The organism is Herminiimonas sp. NPDC097707 (assembly GCF_044761395.1).
GTDB lineage: Bacteria > Pseudomonadota > Gammaproteobacteria > Burkholderiales > Burkholderiaceae_D > Oxalicibacterium.
In genome coordinates this window covers 2725173-2744829 of sequence record NZ_JBIWCI010000001.1, presented here as the reverse complement: position 1 = coordinate 2744829, position 19657 = coordinate 2725173, and the positions used below count along the sequence as shown (strand labels likewise).

Annotated in this window: 20 protein-coding genes; 6 read left to right on the top strand and 14 right to left on the bottom strand. The window is 55.8% G+C overall.

Annotation, left to right across the window (positions count from 1 at the left end; genetic code table 11):
* Positions 1-55: 55 nt before the first annotated feature.
* The 5 genes from ACIQW9_RS13370 to ACIQW9_RS13350 all read right to left on the bottom strand — a co-directional run bounded on the left by ACIQW9_RS13370 (position 56) and on the right by ACIQW9_RS13350 (position 3736).
* Positions 56-646, bottom strand: coding sequence for a LemA family protein (locus tag ACIQW9_RS13370; protein WP_402337732.1), 591 nt, complete (start codon positions 644-646; stop codon positions 56-58).
* 97 nt (positions 647-743) lie between these two features.
* Entirely contained in the window at positions 744-1397 is a 654-nt protein-coding gene (locus tag ACIQW9_RS13365) for a BON domain-containing protein (RefSeq protein ID WP_402337730.1), read from the bottom strand.
* The gene (locus ACIQW9_RS13360) at positions 1390-1986 is read right to left on the bottom strand and encodes a phosphoheptose isomerase (RefSeq protein WP_402337727.1); all 597 of its coding nucleotides are present in this window, start codon (positions 1984-1986) and stop codon (positions 1390-1392) included. Before ACIQW9_RS13360 ends, ACIQW9_RS13365 begins: the two co-directional genes overlap by 8 nt.
* A 63-nt stretch (positions 1987-2049) precedes the next feature.
* Positions 2050-2424, bottom strand: a complete 375-nt coding sequence (locus ACIQW9_RS13355) for a YraN family protein (protein ID WP_402337724.1) — start codon at positions 2422-2424, stop codon at positions 2050-2052.
* Positions 2425-2449: 25 nt separating this feature from the next.
* Positions 2450-3736, bottom strand: coding sequence for a penicillin-binding protein activator (locus ACIQW9_RS13350; RefSeq protein WP_402337721.1), 1287 nt, complete (start codon positions 3734-3736; stop codon positions 2450-2452).
* Between the two features lie 12 nt (positions 3737-3748).
* Between ACIQW9_RS13350 and rsmI the strand changes: the two genes are divergently transcribed.
* Positions 3749-4699, top strand: a complete 951-nt coding sequence (gene rsmI / locus ACIQW9_RS13345) for a 16S rRNA (cytidine(1402)-2'-O)-methyltransferase (protein ID WP_402337718.1) — start codon at positions 3749-3751, stop codon at positions 4697-4699.
* Here rsmI and ACIQW9_RS13340 read toward each other — a convergent pair.
* The 6 genes from ACIQW9_RS13340 to ACIQW9_RS13315 form a co-directional block, all read right to left on the bottom strand.
* Positions 4696-5706, bottom strand: a complete 1011-nt coding sequence (locus ACIQW9_RS13340) for a septal ring lytic transglycosylase RlpA family protein (protein WP_402337715.1) — start codon at positions 5704-5706, stop codon at positions 4696-4698. The two genes, rsmI and ACIQW9_RS13340, sit on opposite strands and share 4 nt — an antisense overlap.
* Before the next feature lie 63 nt (positions 5707-5769).
* Entirely contained in the window at positions 5770-6873 is a 1104-nt protein-coding gene (gene rodA / locus ACIQW9_RS13335) for a rod shape-determining protein RodA (RefSeq protein ID WP_402337711.1), read from the bottom strand.
* Between the two features lie 92 nt (positions 6874-6965).
* A complete protein-coding gene (gene mrdA, locus ACIQW9_RS13330) occupies positions 6966-8873 on the bottom strand; it encodes a penicillin-binding protein 2 (protein WP_402337709.1) in 1908 nt (635 codons plus the stop codon).
* A gap of 33 nt (positions 8874-8906) precedes the next feature.
* Positions 8907-9422 (bottom strand): rod shape-determining protein MreD, encoded by a 516-nt coding sequence (mreD, locus tag ACIQW9_RS13325; RefSeq protein WP_402337706.1) that lies wholly within the window; start codon positions 9420-9422, stop codon positions 8907-8909.
* Entirely contained in the window at positions 9419-10411 is a 993-nt protein-coding gene (gene mreC, locus ACIQW9_RS13320) for a rod shape-determining protein MreC (RefSeq protein WP_402337702.1), read from the bottom strand. The genes mreD and mreC overlap by 4 nt, the downstream gene beginning before the upstream one ends.
* Before the next feature lie 152 nt (positions 10412-10563).
* Complete coding sequence (locus ACIQW9_RS13315) at positions 10564-11607, bottom strand: rod shape-determining protein (RefSeq protein WP_011869752.1); 1044 nt, start codon at positions 11605-11607, stop codon at positions 10564-10566.
* A gap of 288 nt (positions 11608-11895) precedes the next feature.
* Between ACIQW9_RS13315 and gatC the strand changes: the two genes are divergently transcribed.
* The 4 genes from gatC to ACIQW9_RS13295 all read left to right on the top strand — a co-directional run bounded on the left by gatC (position 11896) and on the right by ACIQW9_RS13295 (position 15929).
* Positions 11896-12198 (top strand): Asp-tRNA(Asn)/Glu-tRNA(Gln) amidotransferase subunit GatC, encoded by a 303-nt coding sequence (gatC, locus tag ACIQW9_RS13310; RefSeq protein ID WP_011869751.1) that lies wholly within the window; start codon positions 11896-11898, stop codon positions 12196-12198.
* 74 nt (positions 12199-12272) lie between these two features.
* Positions 12273-13730, top strand: coding sequence for an Asp-tRNA(Asn)/Glu-tRNA(Gln) amidotransferase subunit GatA (gene gatA / locus ACIQW9_RS13305; protein ID WP_402337698.1), 1458 nt, complete (start codon positions 12273-12275; stop codon positions 13728-13730).
* Between the two features lie 67 nt (positions 13731-13797).
* A complete protein-coding gene (gene gatB, locus ACIQW9_RS13300) occupies positions 13798-15258 on the top strand; it encodes an Asp-tRNA(Asn)/Glu-tRNA(Gln) amidotransferase subunit GatB (protein WP_402337695.1) in 1461 nt (486 codons plus the stop codon).
* 182 nt (positions 15259-15440) lie between these two features.
* Entirely contained in the window at positions 15441-15929 is a 489-nt protein-coding gene (locus tag ACIQW9_RS13295; protein ID WP_402337693.1) for a hypothetical protein, read from the top strand.
* 28 nt (positions 15930-15957) lie between these two features.
* Here the strand turns inward: ACIQW9_RS13295 and ACIQW9_RS13290 are convergent, their stop codons facing one another.
* Entirely contained in the window at positions 15958-16575 is a 618-nt protein-coding gene (locus ACIQW9_RS13290) for a DUF4124 domain-containing protein (protein WP_402337690.1), read from the bottom strand.
* Between the two features lie 28 nt (positions 16576-16603).
* A complete protein-coding gene (gene pyrE, locus ACIQW9_RS13285; protein WP_402337688.1) occupies positions 16604-17269 on the bottom strand; it encodes an orotate phosphoribosyltransferase in 666 nt (221 codons plus the stop codon).
* 188 nt (positions 17270-17457) lie between these two features.
* Between pyrE and ACIQW9_RS13280 the strand changes: the two genes are divergently transcribed.
* Positions 17458-18237: an exodeoxyribonuclease III gene (locus ACIQW9_RS13280; RefSeq protein WP_402337685.1), complete on the top strand. Its 780-nt coding sequence runs from the start codon at positions 17458-17460 to the stop codon at positions 18235-18237.
* 119 nt (positions 18238-18356) lie between these two features.
* On the opposite strand, the gene ACIQW9_RS13275 is transcribed toward ACIQW9_RS13280, so the two are convergent.
* Positions 18357-19598 carry a hypothetical protein gene (locus tag ACIQW9_RS13275; RefSeq protein WP_402337683.1) on the bottom strand — a complete coding sequence of 414 codons (1242 nt, stop codon included), beginning with the start codon at positions 19596-19598 and terminating at the stop codon, positions 18357-18359.
* Between the last annotated feature and the right edge of the window lie 59 nt (positions 19599-19657).

The window sequence follows — 19657 nt, the reverse complement described above, 5'->3', positions numbered from 1 at the left end:
TGTGCTTCACGCATGCGCGCCGGAACGTGCGGAATAGTGACTGGCATCGCCGCAATCAGAACGTTACTTTGATGGCCTTGCGCTCTTCCGGTGTTTCCGTTGACTCCAGTAGCTCGGCTTTTTTGAAACCGCAGCTGTTGGCGATCAGCGAACCGGGAAATTGTTCGATGGTCGTGTTGTACGACATCACGCTGTCGTTATATCCCTGCCGCGCAAAAGCGATCCGGTTCTCGGTGCTGGTGAGCTCTTCGCTCAACTGCATCATGGTTTGATTGGCTTTCAGATCGGGGTAGGCTTCGGATAGCGCGAACAGTTTGCCCAGCGATGCATTCAGCACACCATCGGCAGCGATCATTTGCCGGAATGCGGCAGCATCAGCCGGATCGCCGGCCGCCTTTTTGTTGGCGTTGACAGCCTGATTGCGCGCCCCTATCACTGCTTCCAGGGTTTCGCGTTCGTGCGCCATATAGGCTTTGGCGGTTTCGACCAGATTCGGTATCAGATCGTAACGACGTTTGAGCTGCACGTCGATTTGGGAAAAGGCGTTCTTGAAGTAGTTGCGCAAGGCGACGATGCGGTTGTACACACCCACGCCCCAGAACACAAGGATCGCGATGATTGCCAATAAAATCAGCACTGCTGTCATGGTTGCTCCCAATGAAAAAGCCGCGCGACAAACTGTCGCGCGGCCAATATAGCATTCCAAAACAGCCGGTTGTCAGCCGGCAATTATTATTTAAAAACTATTTTGTCTGCGGGGTATCCGGTGTTGTACTCAACATACGATATTCCTCGTCGGTGATGTATTCAAACACCTTGACGACCTTGGCCACGCCACTGACGCCACGTGCAATTTCGGCTGCCAGATTGCCTTCGTTCTGCGTCACGCGGCCCATCAGGTAAACCACGCCACGTTCGGTGACAACCTTGATCGAATTGGCCGACAGATTTTTTTCATCGACAAACGATGCCTTCACCTTGCCGGTGATCAGGGTATCGCCGGAACGCGAGGTAAAGCTGGATGCGCCGGCGATGGCCAGCTCATTGACCACCGACTGCACGCCTTCTATTGCCGCCGCTTCCCGCTCGGCAGCAGCCTTGGCTGCTTCATTCGGCACTTCGCCGGTCAGCAATACCTTGCGATTGAAACTCGTCACATTGACGTGAGCGCTTTCACCTACCACATTGGGAATACGCGTTTCGCCTTTCACCATGATCGTCTTGTCTTCCGTCTGCGCACCCAGCGTACGTCTGTCGGTAGCAGCCAGCGTGCCGACCACGGCACCGCCCACCATCAGGCCGACGCAACCCTGCAGGCTTACCAGTGTGGCGCCGCAAACCAGAGCCAGCGCAAGCGGACGTCGCACGGCATTCAAACAACGGTTCAAATCAATCATTTTCATCTCCTCCAAATAATGCGACGTCAATGCCGTCGCACAAACAATGTATCGTTAATAAATGTATTTCCTGTATCCGTACCGTACGGTCGTGCGGGACACAGATATGCACATCTGCGTCGGTAATCAGCTTGGCCATCGCGCCACCGCCTTTGCCGGTCATCACGACGACACGCATGTCGCGCTCCAGTGCAGCTTCAATGGCGGCAATGACATTGGCTGAATTGCCGGATGTCGACAAGGCCAGCAAAACATCGCCGGATTGCCCGAAGGCTTGCACCTGTTTGCTGAAAATTTCCTGGTAGCTGTAATCGTTGCCTATCGCAGTCAGGATGGAAGTGTCGGTAGTCAGCGCCATCACTGGCAGCGGCAGGCGCTCTCTTTCAAAACGCCCAACCAGCTGCGCCGAAAAATGCTGGCAGTCGGCAGCAGAGCCGCCATTGCCACACGCCAGAATCTTGTTCCCGTTAGACAGGGCGCTGAACATTAGTTCCACTGCCTGCTCGATTGGGCGTGCCAGCAGCGAGGCAGCCTGGATTTTCAGCTCGGCACTTTCATGGAAGTGGCTGATTATGCGTTGATTGATCATGGTGTCGTGATTATAGAGCAGTCCATCGCGATGAATCGCGCGGAGTAAGGTTCAAAAGAAGGTTCAGGACTCGATGGCGTTTTTCAGCCAGCTCATTTCTGTCGCATCAATCGCCATCACGTCGAAGCGGCAGGCGGGTGGCATCTTGTAACGCTGCAGAAAAATATGCGCGGCGACGATCAGGCGTTTTTGTTTGGCCGGCGTGACGCTGGCAGCGGCGCCGCCGTGATGTTTGTCGGCACGCTTGCGTACTTCAACAAACACCAGCATATCGCCATCCTGCATCACCAGATCGATTTCACCGCCCTTGCAGCGAAAATTGCGTTCGATCAGCGCCAGGCCCTGTTGCTGCAAATAACGCAAAGCCTCGTCTTCGCCCATTTGTCCGACTATCTGCCTGGCAGTGCGGGGGCGCTTGAGGAAGGTGGGCAGGCGCATCAGCAAGGGAGGGTGCTGATGGCGCTTACGGCAGATCCAGCGGCTGCACCATGCCGTCGCGATAAATCGCCGGTTGCAAGACACGCTCAAAATGCGATGCGCCCTGGCCGAAGCGAATGGCCAGCTTGCCTGTCACGCCATCCAGATTGAATTCATTTTTTTTGATCGCGATATTGTGCGCAACCCGATACGCATCGATGCCCAGCGCATACAAACGTTCAATATCCGGACTGATGCGCTGCTCGCTATTCTTCGCCAGATGCGGATAGGCCATCACAGCCGCATGATCGGCTTGCAGCTGCCACGGCATATCGAGCAGGCGCACGCCCTCCAGATCTCGCAGACGTTCGCTGTTCGCCCAATCGGCCAGCGCCAGCGGGTTCAATTGCGAAGTGCCTATCATGGGGACTTCGCTGCCGATGGCAAGCCGCAGCTGTATGGTCTGCGCAGCATCGAGAGCGACAAAAATCAGGGCCGGTTTTTCCGCCTGTATGCGTTTTTTCAGTTGCACCAGCGCAGCGGCATTAATGAAACTGCCTGTCATGCTCAGCTCCATCGCTTCGGGCACCATGCCGAGATGACTCCATTCGCCAGCAAATGCCTTCACCGCCCGGCGCTGCCACGATGCATTGGTTGAAATCGCGAATGCCTTGCTCTTTGCCTTGCCCGTACCGACCCAATGCGCAATCTGGCGCGCTTCATCCTCGATCGACAGACCCATCACCAGCATGTTAGCCGGCACCCGCATTTCCACCTCGTCGGCGGCATTCAGCTGGGTCAGGGCAATCGTCGGTTTAGTGATGTTGCCGTTTTGCGCAATCGCCGTGGCGCCGCTGCGCGTCAGCGGCCCGACGACAATATCGTTGCGCATGCTGGCCTCCAGATAACCGGACAGCACGTCTTGTGCCGCATCGCCGGTTTCCACCAGGTTGACGACTATGTTGGCCGGCTCATACTGATATGCCGCCATGAAACCGGCGCGCACCGCATCCGATACCTGCGCCAGCGATTCGGAGCGACGCGGCAGCAGCAACGCGATCCGTACCGGCGGCGTACGCACCGTCACAACCGGCATTTCGACCGCTTCAATGACCGGGCCTTCGCTCAGATCGTCGCTGGGATGCGGCAGGGCCAGATCGCTTTGTGCGAGTTGCAACTGATCGAGCGTCGAGCGCTGGGCCTGAATGCCGAGTAGACTGCTGGCAGCGCTGACAGCACCGCCGATAACAGCAGTTGTATTTGCCAGTACAGGCGAGCACAATCCGCTGATGGCCATTGCCAGCACCAACATTCTCGCTAAATTTCCCAACATCCGATTCTCCCAATGACTGAACCAACCGACAGCACATCCACGATCTTGCCGCTTATGCAAGACACCTTGCATAAGGTATTACAGGATGATATTGCACAGCAGACTTATCCTTCGGCGACATTATATGTGGTGGCTACACCGATCGGGAATGCAGGCGATATATCGTTGCGCGCTTTGCACACTTTATCGATAGTCGATGCAATCGCTTGCGAAGATACGAGAAATACAGGCCATCTTTTGACGCGTTACGGCCTGTCGAAAAATCTGATTGCAGCCCATCAGCACAATGAGCGCGAAGTCGCGGAAAAACTGATCAGCCGCCTGCAGGCCGGTGAGCGGATTGCGCTGGTATCCGATGCCGGCACGCCGGCTGTGTCCGACCCCGGCGCACGCATCGTCGACGCGGTACGTAACGCCGGCTTGCGCGTTGTGCCCTTGCCGGGCGCATCGGCAGCAGTCGCGGCATTGTCGGCCAGCGGCTTGCTCAACGACCAATTCTATTTCGTCGGTTTTTTGCCGGCCAAGGCAAAACAGCGCGAGACTTTTTTATTCGGTTTGAAAAGCGTGGCCGCGACGATGGTGTTTTATGAAGCGCCGCACCGTATTCATGAAACCGTGACAGCACTGGTCGCCGCGTTCGAGCCGACGCGACATATCGTGTTTGCACGCGAATTGACGAAGCTGTTTGAAGAAATCCATCGTTGCACGCTGGCCGAAGCCAGTGCATGGATTGAAGCCGATGTGCATCGGCAAAAAGGCGAGTTTGTCGTGTTGCTGGAAGGCGCACCCGTCGCTGGCGATCAGGATCAACTGGAAACCGAGCGCATTCTGAAAATCCTGCTGCAGGAATGTTCAGTGAAACAGGCTGCCACGCTGGCAGCACACATCACCGGCCAGAAAAAAAATGCCTTGTACGATCGTGCCTTGCAGCTGAAGAGTGAAGCGGACAGTACAGAGCCTTAACGCTGCACAATAAACGGCTTGGCAACTGGCTCCTGCACCTGTACCGCCGCAGCAGCCGCTTCGTTCCGGCTGGCAAACGGGCCGCTGTACAGCCGGTACAAATTATTCGATGGTTCAACCCTCAACTGCGGCAACAGATGGCCCGCATTCTGCGCCAGGCGGGCACGCACCACTTCTGCATTGGCCGCTTGCGAATACGCGCCGAACTGCAGATAAAAGCCGCTGGCCGGTACAGCAGAAGTTTTGCCTGCATTCCCCTCGATTGCCACCGCAGCCGGCATGACCGGCGCTGCCAACGCATTGGTTTCTACCGCCGGTGCCGATACTGCTTCGGCCGCCACTGCAGGCGAGGATGCGCTGCCCTTGTTTGCAAGAATTTGTTCTATATCTGCCGGCAGCAGACGCTCGACTTCCAGACTCGCACTGCCATGCCCGATATAACCCAGTTTCAGAGCCGCCGTGTACGACAGATCGATCACACGACTCGAATGAAAGGGGCCGCGATCATTGACGCGCACGATCACCTGCTTGCCATTGCTCAGATTGGTTACGCGTGCATACGATGGAATCGGCAGCGTCGGATGCGCGGCGGACATTTGGTACATATCGTACGGCTCGCCGGACGAAGTTTTCTGACCATGGAATTTCTTGCCGTACCAGCTACCTCGCCCCTGCTGCTTGAACGGCCGCTCATCGGTCATCGGCACATAGCGCTTGCCGAAGACAACATACGGTTTATTGCCGCGCGTTGAATAAGGTTCTATGCGCGGCTCTGCATCCGGCGTATCCAGCAAACCTTCCGGCGTGACATCGCCCGGGCCGTCATCCTTGTAATAACCGCCGCGCCCCGAACCCGCAGGTGGCAGCACCGGATGCGCACCGGCCTTCGATTTGCCGGCGGCTTTACCTGTCGACGCCGAATCCAGCGGCACGCTGCTGCAGCCAGCCAGCGCCAGCGCGCACAGCAAGGTCAGAAGGCCAGTTTTATGAGTGAAATTAAATTGCATTGCTTGCTCCTGATGAAGGTTGCAGCGCCGCGTAAACCGGCGGCAACCAATGAAAGGCAGGCATCAGCTCTGCATCAGTTTCCTGTGCCGCTGTATGCTCATCAAAATGCCGACGCCGAGACCAAGCGTGACGAATGCGGTGCCGCCGTAACTGACAAAAGGCAACGGCACGCCAACCACCGGCAGAATACCACTGACCATTCCCATGTTGACGAATGCATAGGTGAAGAAAATCATCGTGATCGCACCTGCCAGCAAACGGCTGAACAGTGTTGGCGCATTGGCTGCGATGATCATGCTGCGCCCGATCAGGAACAGATACAGAGTCAACAGGATGCCGTTGCCGATCAGGCCGAACTCTTCCGAAAAAACGGCAAAGATGAAATCGGTCGTACGTTCGGGAATGAATTCCAGATGCGCCTGCGTGCCGTTCAGCCAGCCCTTGCCGGTGATGCCGCCGGAGCCGATCGCGATCGTCGATTGAATGATGTGAAACCCCTTGCCGAGCGGATCGGTAGTGGGATCGATCAGGGTCAGTACGCGCCCTCTTTGATAGTCATGCATCATCGACCAGACGATAGGCAGACTGGCCAGCATGACCGTCACGGCAGCCACGATGACTTTCCATGACAGGCCGGCAAAGAAGATGACATAAAAACCGGCCGCCATGACCAGCAGCGAGGTGCCCAGATCCGGCTGACGCATGATCAGACCGACCGGCACAACCAGCAGCAGGCCCGCGACCAGAAATTCACGCCAGCGCGTCATGCCTTCCCGCTTCTGGAAAAACCACGCCAGCATCATCGGCATCGCGATTTTCATGATCTCGGACGGTTGTATGATCATGCCGACATTGATCCAGCGCCTGGCGCCATTGCGAATCAAGCCGAACATTGCCACACCGATCAGCAGACTGATGCCAAGGATATACAGAGGCACCGCAAAACGCATCAGCGTCTGCGGCGGAATCATCGCCGCAATCCACATCACCAGAAAGGCGATCATGATGTTGCGTACATGGTCTTCCACGCGACCGGGGAAATCGATACCGGCGGAATAAAGCGTCACGGTGCCAAGCGCCAGAATCAGACAGACTATCAACATCAACGGACCGTCGAATACCTGAACGTAAGGCTGCAGGATCTGCCATGGCGAACGCTTATTCATCTGCGCTCCCGCAATGCTTGCTGCCTGTCTGCAATGCCGCAGATTGCATCAGCAGGAAGGTGATTGAATGCCGTATGCATGTCGTCATGGATTTAATCTGTGAGTTCATCTGCGGGAATCACTGCGGCCTTGACTGGCGCCTTGGATTCCGGCCGCTTGCCCAGCAAGTAAAAATCCATTGCCGCCTTGGCAATCGGCGCAGCAGCAGCTCCGCCGAAGCCGCCGTTCTCAACGATGAGTGCGAGTGCTATGCGCGGCTTATCGGCCGGTGCAAATGCCGTGTACAAGGCATGATCGTGATGTCGATCCGAAATTTTGCTCGCATCGTACTTTTCACCTTTTTTGATGGCAATCACTTGCGAGGTACCTGTCTTGCCGCCAGAAACATATTCTGCCTTGGAAAACACGCGCGCACCGGTACCTTCCTTGTTCACGCCGACCATTGCGTGCTTGATGATGTCGATGTTTTCCTGTTTCAACGGTATCCGGTAACTTTCTTTCGGCACCGTCAATGTCCGCTGACGCGTCACGCCATTCTCGATTTCTCTGACCAGATGCGGCTTCATCACCACACCATTATTGGCCAGCGTTGCAGTAGCATGCGCCAATTGCAAGGGCGTGAATGTGTTGTAGCCCTGGCCGATGCCGATGGAAATGGTTTCCCCTGCATACCACCTCTTTTGCTCCGGCTTTTTATACGCAGCGGCCTTCCATGCCGTGGATGGCAACACGCCGGTGCGCTCGAACCTGAGATCGATGCCGGTTTTCTGGCCGAAGCCGAACGGCTTCATGAAATCGTGAATCGCATCGACGCCAAGATCGTTGGCCAGCATGTAGTAATAGGTGTCGCACGACTGCACGATCGATTTGTACATGTCGACCATGCCATGTCCGCCTTCTTTGTCGTCGCGGAACTTGTGATTGCCAAACCAGAAGAATCCGGGGTCGGCAATCGCATCCGAGGCTTTGCGCTTGCCCAGCTCCAGTGCTGCCAGCGCCATGAAGGGCTTGTAAGTCGAACCCGGCGGATAGGCACCGGACAGAGGACGATTCAATAGCGGATGGTCGGGCGAATTATTCAATGCATCCCAGTTTTGCTGATCGATACCTTCAACAAACAGATTCGGATCGAAGGTAGGCATGGAGACATAGGCCAGTACATCGCCGGTCGACGGTTCAATCGCAATCAGCGCGCCGCGTCTATCGCCGAACGCCTGCTCCACCACTTTTTGCAACTCGATATCGATCGACAGAATCAGATTGTCGCCGGGTGTCGCCGCAGTACGCGACAGCGTGCGGATCGGGCGTCCGCCGGCCGATACTTCCACTTCTTCGTAGCCGGTTCTGCCGTGCAACCTGTCCTCGTAGTTTTTCTCCAGCCCTTCCTTGCCGATATGCTCGGAGCCGCGATAGTTGGTGGCGTCATCGCTCTCGTCAATTTCTTTCGCCTCGCGCGTATTGATACGCCCGATGTAGCCAATCACATGCGATGCCACCGCGCCAAGCGGATACTGGCGGAACAGACGCGCCTGAATTTCCACGCCGGGAAAACGATAACGCTGCGCAGAGAAGCGCGCCACTTCCTCATCCGTCAGCCGCACTCGTATCGGCGAACTGGCCAGATTGCGCGATTCTTCCTGCAGCTTCTTGAAGCGCTTGCGATCTTTCGGCTGGATATCGACCAGGGTCGCCAATTCATCGATCAGCGTTTCAAGGTCGCCGTTGATTTTCGATGCCGTGATTTCCAGCGTGTAGGCAGAGTAATTACGTGCCAGCACCACGCCATTACGATCTAATATCAGGCCGCGATTGGGCACCACCGGGACGATCGAAATCCGGTTGTCTTCTGCCTGTGCAACGTAATCGTTATGTTTATAGACCTGCAGCCATATAAAGCGCGCGAACAGGCATGCAAACAAAATGAAAACAAGCCCACCCGCCACGGACAGGCGCAGGCGAAAGAGCTGTAATTCGCGTTCGGTATTTTTTAATTCAGTCATTCGGCATCAATACCGGCTGTTCATGGGCGGCAATCAAAGCGGTCGCGTATCGTCGCGATTGATCGCCCGGCGTTGCGGCGCGAGCAGGATCCAGGTTACGAGCGGCCATAGCAGGGCGGCTACCGCACTCTCGGTGAAATACAGCCAGCCGGGAAATCTGCCACCCACCATCAGGCGCACGATCAGCGCCACCAGTTGCGCCACCAGTAGCAGCACGAACACGTGCAAGGCTTGCGTTCCGAGCGGGAACCACAATACGCGGCGATGAATCATGATGGCGAAATAGGACAGGAGGGTATAGGCCAACGCGTTTTCGCCCAGCACCGCTGCATCGTGCACATCCATCAGCAAGCCCATGAAAAAGGCGACGCCGATGCCGACCCGGCGCGGTTGATGCATGCTCCAGAACACCAGAATCAGCGCAACAAAATCGGGAATGCCTATCCATTGCCCCCACGGCAGCAGGTTCAGCAGAAAGGCGGCAATCAGGCTGACCGCAATGAACAGCGGGCTGGCCGGTAAAAGAATGTAATGTGGCTGATGATTCATCGCGACGATGTGGCCGGTTGTGAGGTCGGGGCGGCAGGCGCGGCTTCCACAATGCCCTTGCCGGAAGTGCCATTGGTCCTGTTGGCGGCATGGCGCAGAATACCCGCCGCCCTCGAGTTTTTTTCTTTCGCATCGTCAGCCGGACGCGATGCCAGCTTGTTTTCCGTCAACAGAATCAATAATTGCCGATTGCGATCTATCCCGGCAGTTGGCTGACACACGATGCGGGCAAACGAATCGACCGATTTATTTTCCACCTGCGAGACGGTGGCCACGGCCAGGCCAGCCGGATAAACGCCGTCTATGCCGGAAGTCACAAGGATGTCGCCTTTTTGAATATCGGCATTGGTCGGCATGAAACGCAAATCCAGCACATTGGATTGTCCGCGACCATAGGCGACGCTGCGCAAACCATTGCGCACGACCTGTACCGGTATCGCCTGATTCTTGTCGGTCAGCAAAGTCACTTCAGAGGTGAACGGGAACACCCGCGTCACCTGCCCGACCACGCCGATATGATCGATCACCGGCTGCCCGAGCGCGACACCATGCTGGATTCCGCGATCCAGCACGATCTTGCGCGTAAATGCATCGCGCGTATCGTACAAGATCTCACCCAGCACTGATTTCACCGGCAGGCGTTCGGCGGTACCGAGCAAGCGGCGCAGCTGCATGTTTTCAGCCAGCAGTTGCTGCCCTTGCTGCAAGGTGCGCGCATTGACCGTTTGCTGCAATTTGAGCTTTTCGTTTTCCGACTTGATATCTGAAAGAGAACTGAAGTAATCGCCGACGTAATACAAGGCGTCGCGCGGCGCCAGCGCCACAACCTGCAGCGGATACAGTGCAGTCGAGACGACCTGGCGCACCATGGCAAGCGAACGCATGTGCGAATCGACGCCCAGCAGAATCAGGGCGATCAAGGCGAAGAACACCATCTTTGCACGTGCCGACGCACCTTGTTTGAAGAGTGGTGGTGGGCTGTATTCCATTTAATACTTGGTGGCGAACCTGCCGAAGATCGTCGCAGCAAGACGGGCTGCCGGAACATGAAGTCCGGCAGCGGCAGCTTGTGTTTCGATGTGGTGTGCTTTCATGACACTGTTCATGTCAGCCGATAGAAGAGTGGGCGGTTGCTGATCGATTATTCGTAAGAGAAAATCGAACCCAGTTTATCCATGCGCTCCAGCGCCATGCCCGAACCGCGCACCACGCAAGTCAGCGGATCTTCTGCGACAATCACCGGCAAGCCGGTTTCTTCCATCAACAGGCGATCCAGATCGCGCAGCAAGGCGCCGCCGCCTGTCAGCATCATGCCTTTTTCAGCGATATCAGCGCCCAGTTCCGGCGGCGTCTGTTCCAGCGCGTTTTTCACGGCGGAAACGATACCGTTCAATGGTTCGGTCAGTGCTTCCAGAATTTCATTACTGGAAATTGTGAAGGAACGTGGAATGCCTTCGGACAGATTACGGCCCTTGACTTCCATCTCGCGCACTTCGGAACCCGGGAAGGCAGAACCAATTTCCTTCTTGATGGCTTCGGCAGTTTGTTCACCGATCAGCATGCCGTAGTTGCGGCGAATGTAGTTGACGATGGCTTCGTCGAAGCGATCGCCGCCGACGCGGATCGAGCCCTTGTAGACCATACCGCCCAGCGAGATGATGCCGACTTCTGTCGTACCGCCGCCGATATCGACCACCATCGAGCCGGTTGCATCCGACACCGGCAAGCCGGCGCCGATAGCAGCAGCCATAGGCTCCTCAATCAGATACACCTGCGCAGCACCTGCACCCAGAGCGGATTCGCGAATCGCGCGACGCTCCACCTGGGTCGAGCCACAAGGAACACAGATAATGATGCGAGGGGAAGGTCTGAAGAGTTTGGTATCGTGCACCATGCGGATGAACTGCTTGAGCATTTGCTCGGTCACGGTAAAGTCGGCAATCACACCGTCTTTCATCGGGCGGATCGCCTCGATGTTGCCCGGCACTTTGCCCAGCATCTGCTTGGCTTCCTTACCGACGGCCATGATGGTTTTCTTGCCGTTCGGACCGCCTTGCTGGCGGATCGCTACCACCGATGGCTCATCCAGCACGATGCCCAGACTGCGGACGTAAATCAGGGTATTTGCGGTGCCCAGATCGATTGCCAGATCATTTGAAAAATAACTGCGTAGAAATCCAAACATGAATTGTTCCAGTGCGCAAAATTGGTGCGCTTAATAAAGTAAATTAAGAGAGTAAAGGCGTGAGCAACTGGGTAAATAATCCAGAATAATTACCGGCGGCAGCCCAATATCGGCGCCAGCAAGGTAATAACCCGATATTCTACCTTATAATTTACATTAATTTAGTCGTCTAAAATGGCAAAAATGTAAGCGGAAGGGTTCATTTTGCAAAGCTTTTGCCGCTACTAGAAGACTTTTGCATCCCCGATTCCTTTTAACACTGAACAGCGGCCCGGCCGCGATCCCACCATGTCCCTAGCACTTTCCGATGTCAAACGTTTATCCATGCTCGCGCAAATCGACCTGACCGATGCGCAATCCGCACAGACGCTGGATAAATTAAATGGCATCTTTGCACTGGTCGAACAATTGAGCGCCGTCGATACCACTGGCGTCGAACCGCTGAACCACCCGATTGCCGCCTTGCTGCCGGACCTGTCGCTGCGCCTGCGCGACGACGTCGTAAGCGAGCCGAATCGCCGCGACGATTACCAGCAAGTTGCTCCGGCAACGCAAGACGGCTTGTATCTGGTGCCCAAAGTCATCGAATAAGCCGCCGCGCGCTTTTTACAGCCCCGCGCACCCGGAACCTCGTCAGGTTCCGCAACCGAATACCGATATCGATCATGCATACCAAAACCATCAAAGAATTATCCGCCTTGCTGCAGGCAAAAAAAATCTCCGCCACCGAACTGGCGCAGTTATTCCTGAAGCGCATGGGCGCCAGCGATCTGAATGCCTTCCTGCACGTGGATGAAGCCCTGACGCTGCAGCAGGCCGCCGCCGCCGATCAACGCATCGCCAGCGGCAATGCCGGCGTGCTGACTGGCATCCCGATTGCGCACAAGGATATTTTCGTCACGCGCGACTGGCGCTCGACCGCCGGCTCGAAGATGCTGGAAAACTACGTCAGCCCTTTCGACGCCACCGTAGTGGAAAACTTCAATCAAGCCGGCATGGTGACGCTGGGCAAACTGAATTGCGATGAATTCGCGATGGGTTCGTCAAATGAAAACTCCTACTTCGGCGCCGTGAAAAATCCGTGGGACAAGACTGCAATTCCGGGCGGCTCATCCGGCGGCTCGGCAGCGGCGATTGCCGCGCGCCTGACGCCGGCATCGACCGCAACCGATACCGGCGGCTCGATCCGCCAGCCGGCCGCCCTGTGCGGCGTTACCGGCATCAAGCCGACCTACGGCCGCGTCTCACGTTACGGCATGATCGCCTTTGCCTCGTCGCTGGATCAGGGTGGCCCGATTGCAAAAACCGCCGAAGATTGCGGCCTGTTGCTCAATGCGATGGTCAGTTTCGATGAACGCGATTCCACCAGCGTCGAACGCGCCAAGGAAGATTTCACCCGCGATTTGAATGCGCCCCTGCAAGGCTTGAAAATCGGCATCCCGCGCGAATATTTCGGTGCCGGCTTGTCCGCCGATGTCGAGCAGGCAGTGCGCGCGGCACTCAGCGAATATGAAAAACTCGGCGTCACGCTGGTCGATATTTCATTGCCGAAAACCGAGCTGTCCATCCCTACCTATTACGTCATCGCACCGGCCGAAGCCTCATCCAACCTGAGCCGCTTCGACGGCGTGCGTTACGGCTTCCGCGCCAAGGACTACACGGATTTGTCCGACATGTATTGCAAGACGCGCGCCGAAGGATTCGGTGAAGAAGTCAAACGCCGCATCCTGGTCGGCGCCTATGTGCTGTCTCACGGTTATTACGATGCCTACTATCTGCAGGCGCAAAAAATCCGTCGCCTGATCGCGCAGGATTTCCAGCAGGCGTTCACGCTATGCGACGTCATCATGGGGCCGGTTGCGCCAACCGTAGCGTGGGATCTGGGCGACAAGGCGGACGATCCGGTCGCCAATTATCTGGCCGATATTTTCACGCTGTCGACCAGCCTCGCCGGCTTGCCCGGCATGTCGATTCCATGCGGTTTCGGCCAGGGTGAAAAGAATGCAAAGCGCCCGGTCGGGCTGCAAATCATCGGCAATTATTTTGCCGAAGCCAAGCTGCTGAACGTCGCGCATCAGTACCAGCAGGCGACCGACTGGCATCTGCGTCAGCCGGCAGAGTAAAGATCAGCGATCACCGCAAAACAAAAATACGCAGTCACATACGCTAACAAGCGAGTAAGGAAACATCATGCAGTGGGAAGTCGTAATCGGTCTGGAAACGCACACGCAGTTGACGACCAAGACAAAAATTTTCAGCGGCTCACCGACCCGGTTTGGCGCCGCGCCAAACACGCAAACATCGCCGGTAGATCTCGCATTGCCGGGCGCCTTGCCGGTGATGAATCGCAGCGCAGTCGAACGCGCGATCCAGTTCGGCCTGGCAATCGGCGCCACGATCGCGCCGTACTCGGTGTTTGCTCGCAAAAATTACTTTTACCCCGATCTGCCCAAGGGTTATCAGATCAGCCAGATGGATTTGCCGATCGTGCAAGGCGGCCGCGTATCGTTCGCGATGGAAGTCGACGGCAAAACGGAAATCCGCTCGGTGCAACTGACGCGCGCACACCTCGAAGAAGACGCCGGCAAATCGCTGCACGAGGATTACCACGGCATGACCGGCATCGACCTGAATCGCGCCGGCACTCCCTTGCTTGAAATCGTGACCGAACCGGATATGCGCAGCGCCGCCGAAGCGGTTGCCTACGCCAAGGCCTTGCACACACTGGTGACCTGGATCGGCATTTGCGACGGCAACATGCAGGAAGGCTCCTTCCGCTGCGACGCCAACGTATCGGTGCGCCCGGTCGGACAAAAGGAATACGGCACACGTTGCGAAATCAAGAACCTGAATTCGTTCCGCTTCATGGAAGACGCCATCAATTACGAAGTGCGCCGCCAGATTGAATTGATCGAAGACGGCGGCCGCGTCGTGCAAGCCACGCGCCTGTACGATCCGGACAAAAAAGAAACCCGCGAAATGCGCAGCAAGGAAAATGCGCACGACTATCGCTATTTTCCCGATCCGGATTTGCCGCCGCTGGTCGTCAGCGCAGAATGGATCGCGCGCGTGCAAGCCGAGATGCCGGAACTGCCGGGCGCCATGCGCGAACGCTTTACCCAGGAATACGGCTTGTCCGATTACGATGCGGCGGTACTGACGCAATCGAAGGCCATGGCGAATTATTTTGAACTGATCTGCTCCATCGCCGGTCACGAACAAGCCAAGCCGGCCGCCAACCTGCTGATGGGCGATGTCGCCTCGGCAGTCAATCGCGACGGCATAGAACTCGACGCAGCACCGGTATCCGCCGCGCAACTGGCCGTGCTCTTGCACCGCATCGCCGACGGCACCATTTCCAACAAGATTGCCAAGGAAGTATTCGGTGCGATGTGGGAAGCCAAATCGGATAGCCCGACCATCGCCGATGAATTGATCGAGTCGAAAGGCTTGAAGCAGATTTCCGACAGTGGCGCCCTGGAGAAGATTGTCGACGAGGTGCTCGCCGCCAATGCGAAATCTGTCGAAGAATTCCGTGCCGGCAAGGAGCAGGCCATCAATGCCCTGATGGGGCAGGCAATGAAGGCCAGCAAAGGCAAAGCCAATCCGGCGCAACTTACAGAATTACTGAAGAAAAAACTGTCGGCTTGATCAAGTTGAAAATAAAAAAGCGCGCTCCGCAAAACGAGCGCGCTTTTTTTATTGAGACCAACAGGAAAAACATCGTAGTCGTTGTTGCCGGAGGCCATCGCTCACAGATACCCCGTCTGCAAGCCGCTCTTTAACTTGCCGCATGGCATCGCCATCGATCGCTGCATATATGCAACATGCCCATGCATGCCAATTTCCCTGCAAACTATTTTTGCCGCCGCTTGTCCAATTCGCACTTCCTCTCGTTCATGGAGCGCCAAATGAATATGCTGCACACCTCATCAGGTCCCACCGATCCCGGTGCTGCCCGCCCTGAAGATTTAGGTTATCCGCTCGATATCGTCACCCACCTATCCAACGGCGAAGCTTCACACATCCTGCATACCCAACATAATCGGCAGGTACAACTTTTCATCGATGCCCTGCAAATGAAGCAACCGGTTTCACATGATGTTGCAGCGTCGTTTCTTGAGCTCCTGTTCAAGGACACGATTCCCGCCGGCGCATCGCAGATGGCGGCGCACATGCACAAGAGTCAGTGGGAGCAATATCTGAAGACTCCCGAAACCCTGGAGGAAATTGCCCGTCGCGCTGCGATTTTTTTCGATAGTGAAGAGGGTGTCGAACTCGGAAATTTTTACACCAGGATCATTTCGCGCACGACCGATTAGATGCGCTGACTTTGATTACAAGCGAGAACTAGCGCGCTGAAGCGGTTTTTGTTATCTCGCGAAAACGCTGCAAGATCAGATCGTATTTCGCATGTACTTGCGCCAGCTCGAGTTCGCTTTCGCTCAGCCTGAACTTCAATTCACGCACGCTTTTCTCCGATCGATCGTGCTTGTATTGCAAACCCGCTGGCACGACTCCTTTTTTCTTTTGCGCTTCGACTGCAGCGTGCGCATCTTTCCAGTCCTTGTCGGCGATGGCCATGGATTTTTTCTGTTGCGCGATGTGTTCGCTCACGATGTCGCTATCGCGCTTGCGCGCAGTGGCGATATCTTCTTCGCTGCGATAGCGGGCGGAAAGTGCGCGGTCGGATTTTTTCTGCTCTTCGGCAGCAGCAAGTTCCGCTTTCTTCCTGTCTTCCTGCGCCTGCTTTTCACGCTTTTGCTCTGCGGTGAGCGGAGCGGCGATGTCTCTTTTTACGACGCCGTTATTGCCGTATTCGCGCACGGCGCGATCGGCACATTCGGGGATGGGGCGATCGGAGGTAAGCGTGCGGCCAGAGGCGTCCTTGCACATGAAAATCTTTGCATGCGCACCCGACGCGATGAATATCGAGAGAAAAAACAGTGTCTTGGCCGCACCTTTCATTTCACTCCCCAAAAATAAAAAACTGCTGTTAGGCCACACCATACCTTTTGCGATAGGCGGAGACGGCATCCCTGTACTGCGCCTGTTCGGAATCCGCTCCCGCATTCGACAGGTATTCAAACAAGTCCGACAGATTGCCTATCGATACCACCGGCATACCGTAGGTGTTACTCACTTCCTGCACCGCTGAATACGCAGACAATGCATCATCCGCGCCCGAACGTTCCATACGATCCAGTGCAATCAATACTGCACATGGCGTCGCACCTGCGGCACGTATCATGTCTACCGATTCACGCACCGAGGTGCCGGCGGAAATCACGTCGTCGATGATCACTACGCGCCCCTGTAACTTGGCGCCCACCATCGTGCCGCCTTCGCCGTGATCCTTGGCTTCCTTGCGATTGAACGCAAACGGCACATCGCGCCCCTTGTTCGCCAGCGCCACTGCGGTCGCCGAAGCCAGCGTGATGCCTTTGTAGGCCGGGCCGAACAACATATCGAATTCGACTCCCGAATCGATCAGCGTCTGCGCATAAAAATCTGCCAGGCGCGCCAGCGTACCGCCCTGGTTGAACAAACCGGCGTTGAAGAAATAAGGCGAGGTGCGACCGGCCTTGGTCACAAATTCGCCGAAACGCAATACGCCGGTATCAACCGAAAACTTGATGAATTCTTGCCGTAAATTGTTCAAACCAACTCCATAACGGGTAAAAGTGACGAAAATTGTCGCTATTTGCGCGACCAAAGCCACATTTTAAATCGTTATCGGATGCACATACCTTTAAATGCAAATGGCATGCCCGCCCGCAACGGGGCATGCTGAAGACCGGGCGCCGCGAATCGGTTATCCTGAGCGCCTCATTTTTTTTGAACGACGCCATGTTGAAAATTGTTTCCGCCAATCTGAATGGCATACGCTCCGCCGCTAAAAAAGGTTTTTTCCAATGGATGGCCAGGCATTCTGCCGATTACATTTGCGTGCAGGAATTGAAGGCACAAGAAGCGGATATGACGTCCGACTTTTTGACACCAGAAGGTTATTTTGGCTACTTCCACTACGCCGAGAAGAAAGGCTATTCCGGCGCTGGTGTGTATTGCAAGACCGTACCGGACAATGTGCAGATCGGCTTTAATTGCCCGGAATTCGACGCGGAAGGCCGCTATGTACAATGCGATTTCGGCAATCTGAGCGTGATCTCGGTGTATTGCCCATCGGGCTCATCAGGCGAAGAACGGCAGCAAGCCAAGTTCCGCTTCATGGATGTCTTCCTGCCGCATCTGCAGGAATTGAAAGCGCAGGGACGCGAGTTCGTCATCTGCGGCGACTGGAATATTGCGCACAATGAAATCGATCTGAAGAATTACAAGGGCAATCGCAAGAACTCCGGCTTCCTGCCGGCAGAGCGCGAATGGCTGACACGTGTATTCGATGAAGTGGGCCTGGTTGATGTGTATCGTCATCTGCATCCAGGCACAACGGAAGAGTGCTATACGTGGTGGAGCAATCGCGGCCAGGCCTATGCAAAGAATGTAGGCTGGCGTATCGACTACCAGGTGGCGACGCCGGAACTCGCATCCAGCGCGCATGCGGCAGAAATTTACAAGGATGAGCGCTTCAGTGACCACGCACCGTTGACCATTACGTACAAAACGACGTAACAACTTGATCCGCATCCAACACCTCTAATCTCTTCACCTAGAAGAGATTAGAAGGGCACACTATCCAGTCGTCCCATCTTTTCGCGGACAAATCTCACCCTCCTTTTGCGCCAGGCAACTCAAGCAGCGGCCTTGATTCCACCCACGATGCGCAATATTCCGATTGCGCCATGCAATTCAAGCGGCGTAACGCCTTTGCCATTTGTCACAATGCCGCCATCGATGGCAATTTCACGCACCGAACCGCCGGGCTTGATGCTCAATGCAATTGCCGACAAGGTGACGACCACACCTTTCACCAAAGAGTCGCCGCTTGCACCGAAGGTTTCTATGCCACGATGCACCATCAGGCTTCCTATGGGTTGACTGACCTGGATACCGACTGCGCCATCTGCATGCGTCGTGATGCGATCGAATTCCGCAAAATTGACTGTGCCGTCATAGACATTGAAACCGCGCGCACCTTGTCCAAAGGTTTCAATCGGAGCGTTGACTTGCAACTCGTTCACCACACCAAAGTTGACGAAGCCAATTCCGCTTGGTCCGTAGGATGTGAGTTTTTCTTCGGCGATCCATCTATCCACATTGCCCCAATTGTCGAGCACCATGTCATTGACGCCGTAGGTCACGACCGGCCCCAGATTGTGGACGACATCGACAAAAGCGCCATACACGGCAAACACACCGCCGGTAATGACATCCGGTGTGCCGGGTGCAATTTTGCCATCGCTGTAGACGGCATCTGTTTCAAGCAAGGGCACAGTGAGTCGTCCGCCTTCAAAACCTGCACCACTGACAAAAATGCCGCTGCCCAGCACCGGCGCAGCAGGACGTCCTACGGACAAACCTCTCAGCTCCGCACTGATGACAAGCTTCGCATCAGCTTGCATATTCCACAGCGTAAATGCACCTTGCGTTACATAGACGCCAAAACCATGCGGCCTATCGCTACGCGCTCGCGCATCAGCCGCGACTATATCCAGGCCATCCACATCGACATGTCCGCTGCGCACCTTGTCACGCGCCAGAATCTGCACCTGACCAAGCGCGGTCACGCCTGCGATTGTCATCAGACCCAGGCTATCAACATTGGTATCGTTAAAGATCACACGCTTGTCGACCGAAGTTTCCAGTCGAATATCGGCGACTTCATTATCTGAACTTAACTGGAGGCCATCGCTGCCAGCGGCAAAGAAAATCGCGCCCTGATGCTCATCGCCTATCAGCTTCTGCCCGGGAGACAATCGGAAGGATGGAACCTGAGATAAAGCACTGCGTACGACGATGCTTTGTATTGTGGTGTCGCGGCTTGCGGCGAGTAATTCTTCAGTCGTTGCGACGAATTTTTGCATGGAAGTCATATTGATTCCTTTAGATGGAATGCTGACAACAACCGGGTTCAGTCTGCGCCGCACGCAAG

Coding starts and splice junctions, on each gene's coding strand:
- ACIQW9_RS13370 (WP_402337732.1), bottom strand. CDS start 646: ATGACAGCAGTGCTGATTTTATTGGCAATCATCGCGATCCTTGTGTTC.
- ACIQW9_RS13365 (WP_402337730.1), bottom strand. CDS start 1,397: ATGATTGATTTGAACCGTTGTTTGAATGCCGTGCGACGTCCGCTTGCG.
- ACIQW9_RS13360 (WP_402337727.1), bottom strand. CDS start 1,986: ATGATCAATCAACGCATAATCAGCCACTTCCATGAAAGTGCCGAGCTG.
- ACIQW9_RS13355 (WP_402337724.1), bottom strand. CDS start 2,424: ATGCGCCTGCCCACCTTCCTCAAGCGCCCCCGCACTGCCAGGCAGATA.
- ACIQW9_RS13350 (WP_402337721.1), bottom strand. CDS start 3,736: ATGTTGGGAAATTTAGCGAGAATGTTGGTGCTGGCAATGGCCATCAGC.
- rsmI (WP_402337718.1), top strand. CDS start 3,749: ATGACTGAACCAACCGACAGCACATCCACGATCTTGCCGCTTATGCAA.
- ACIQW9_RS13340 (WP_402337715.1), bottom strand. CDS start 5,706: ATGCAATTTAATTTCACTCATAAAACTGGCCTTCTGACCTTGCTGTGC.
- rodA (WP_402337711.1), bottom strand. CDS start 6,873: ATGAATAAGCGTTCGCCATGGCAGATCCTGCAGCCTTACGTTCAGGTA.
- mrdA (WP_402337709.1), bottom strand. CDS start 8,873: ATGACTGAATTAAAAAATACCGAACGCGAATTACAGCTCTTTCGCCTG.
- mreD (WP_402337706.1), bottom strand. CDS start 9,422: ATGAATCATCAGCCACATTACATTCTTTTACCGGCCAGCCCGCTGTTC.
- mreC (WP_402337702.1), bottom strand. CDS start 10,411: ATGGAATACAGCCCACCACCACTCTTCAAACAAGGTGCGTCGGCACGT.
- ACIQW9_RS13315 (WP_011869752.1), bottom strand. CDS start 11,607: ATGTTTGGATTTCTACGCAGTTATTTTTCAAATGATCTGGCAATCGAT.
- gatC (WP_011869751.1), top strand. CDS start 11,896: ATGTCCCTAGCACTTTCCGATGTCAAACGTTTATCCATGCTCGCGCAA.
- gatA (WP_402337698.1), top strand. CDS start 12,273: ATGCATACCAAAACCATCAAAGAATTATCCGCCTTGCTGCAGGCAAAA.
- gatB (WP_402337695.1), top strand. CDS start 13,798: ATGCAGTGGGAAGTCGTAATCGGTCTGGAAACGCACACGCAGTTGACG.
- ACIQW9_RS13295 (WP_402337693.1), top strand. CDS start 15,441: ATGCATGCCAATTTCCCTGCAAACTATTTTTGCCGCCGCTTGTCCAAT.
- ACIQW9_RS13290 (WP_402337690.1), bottom strand. CDS start 16,575: ATGAAAGGTGCGGCCAAGACACTGTTTTTTCTCTCGATATTCATCGCG.
- ACIQW9_RS13280 (WP_402337685.1), top strand. CDS start 17,458: ATGTTGAAAATTGTTTCCGCCAATCTGAATGGCATACGCTCCGCCGCT.
- ACIQW9_RS13275 (WP_402337683.1), bottom strand. CDS start 19,598: ATGACTTCCATGCAAAAATTCGTCGCAACGACTGAAGAATTACTCGCC.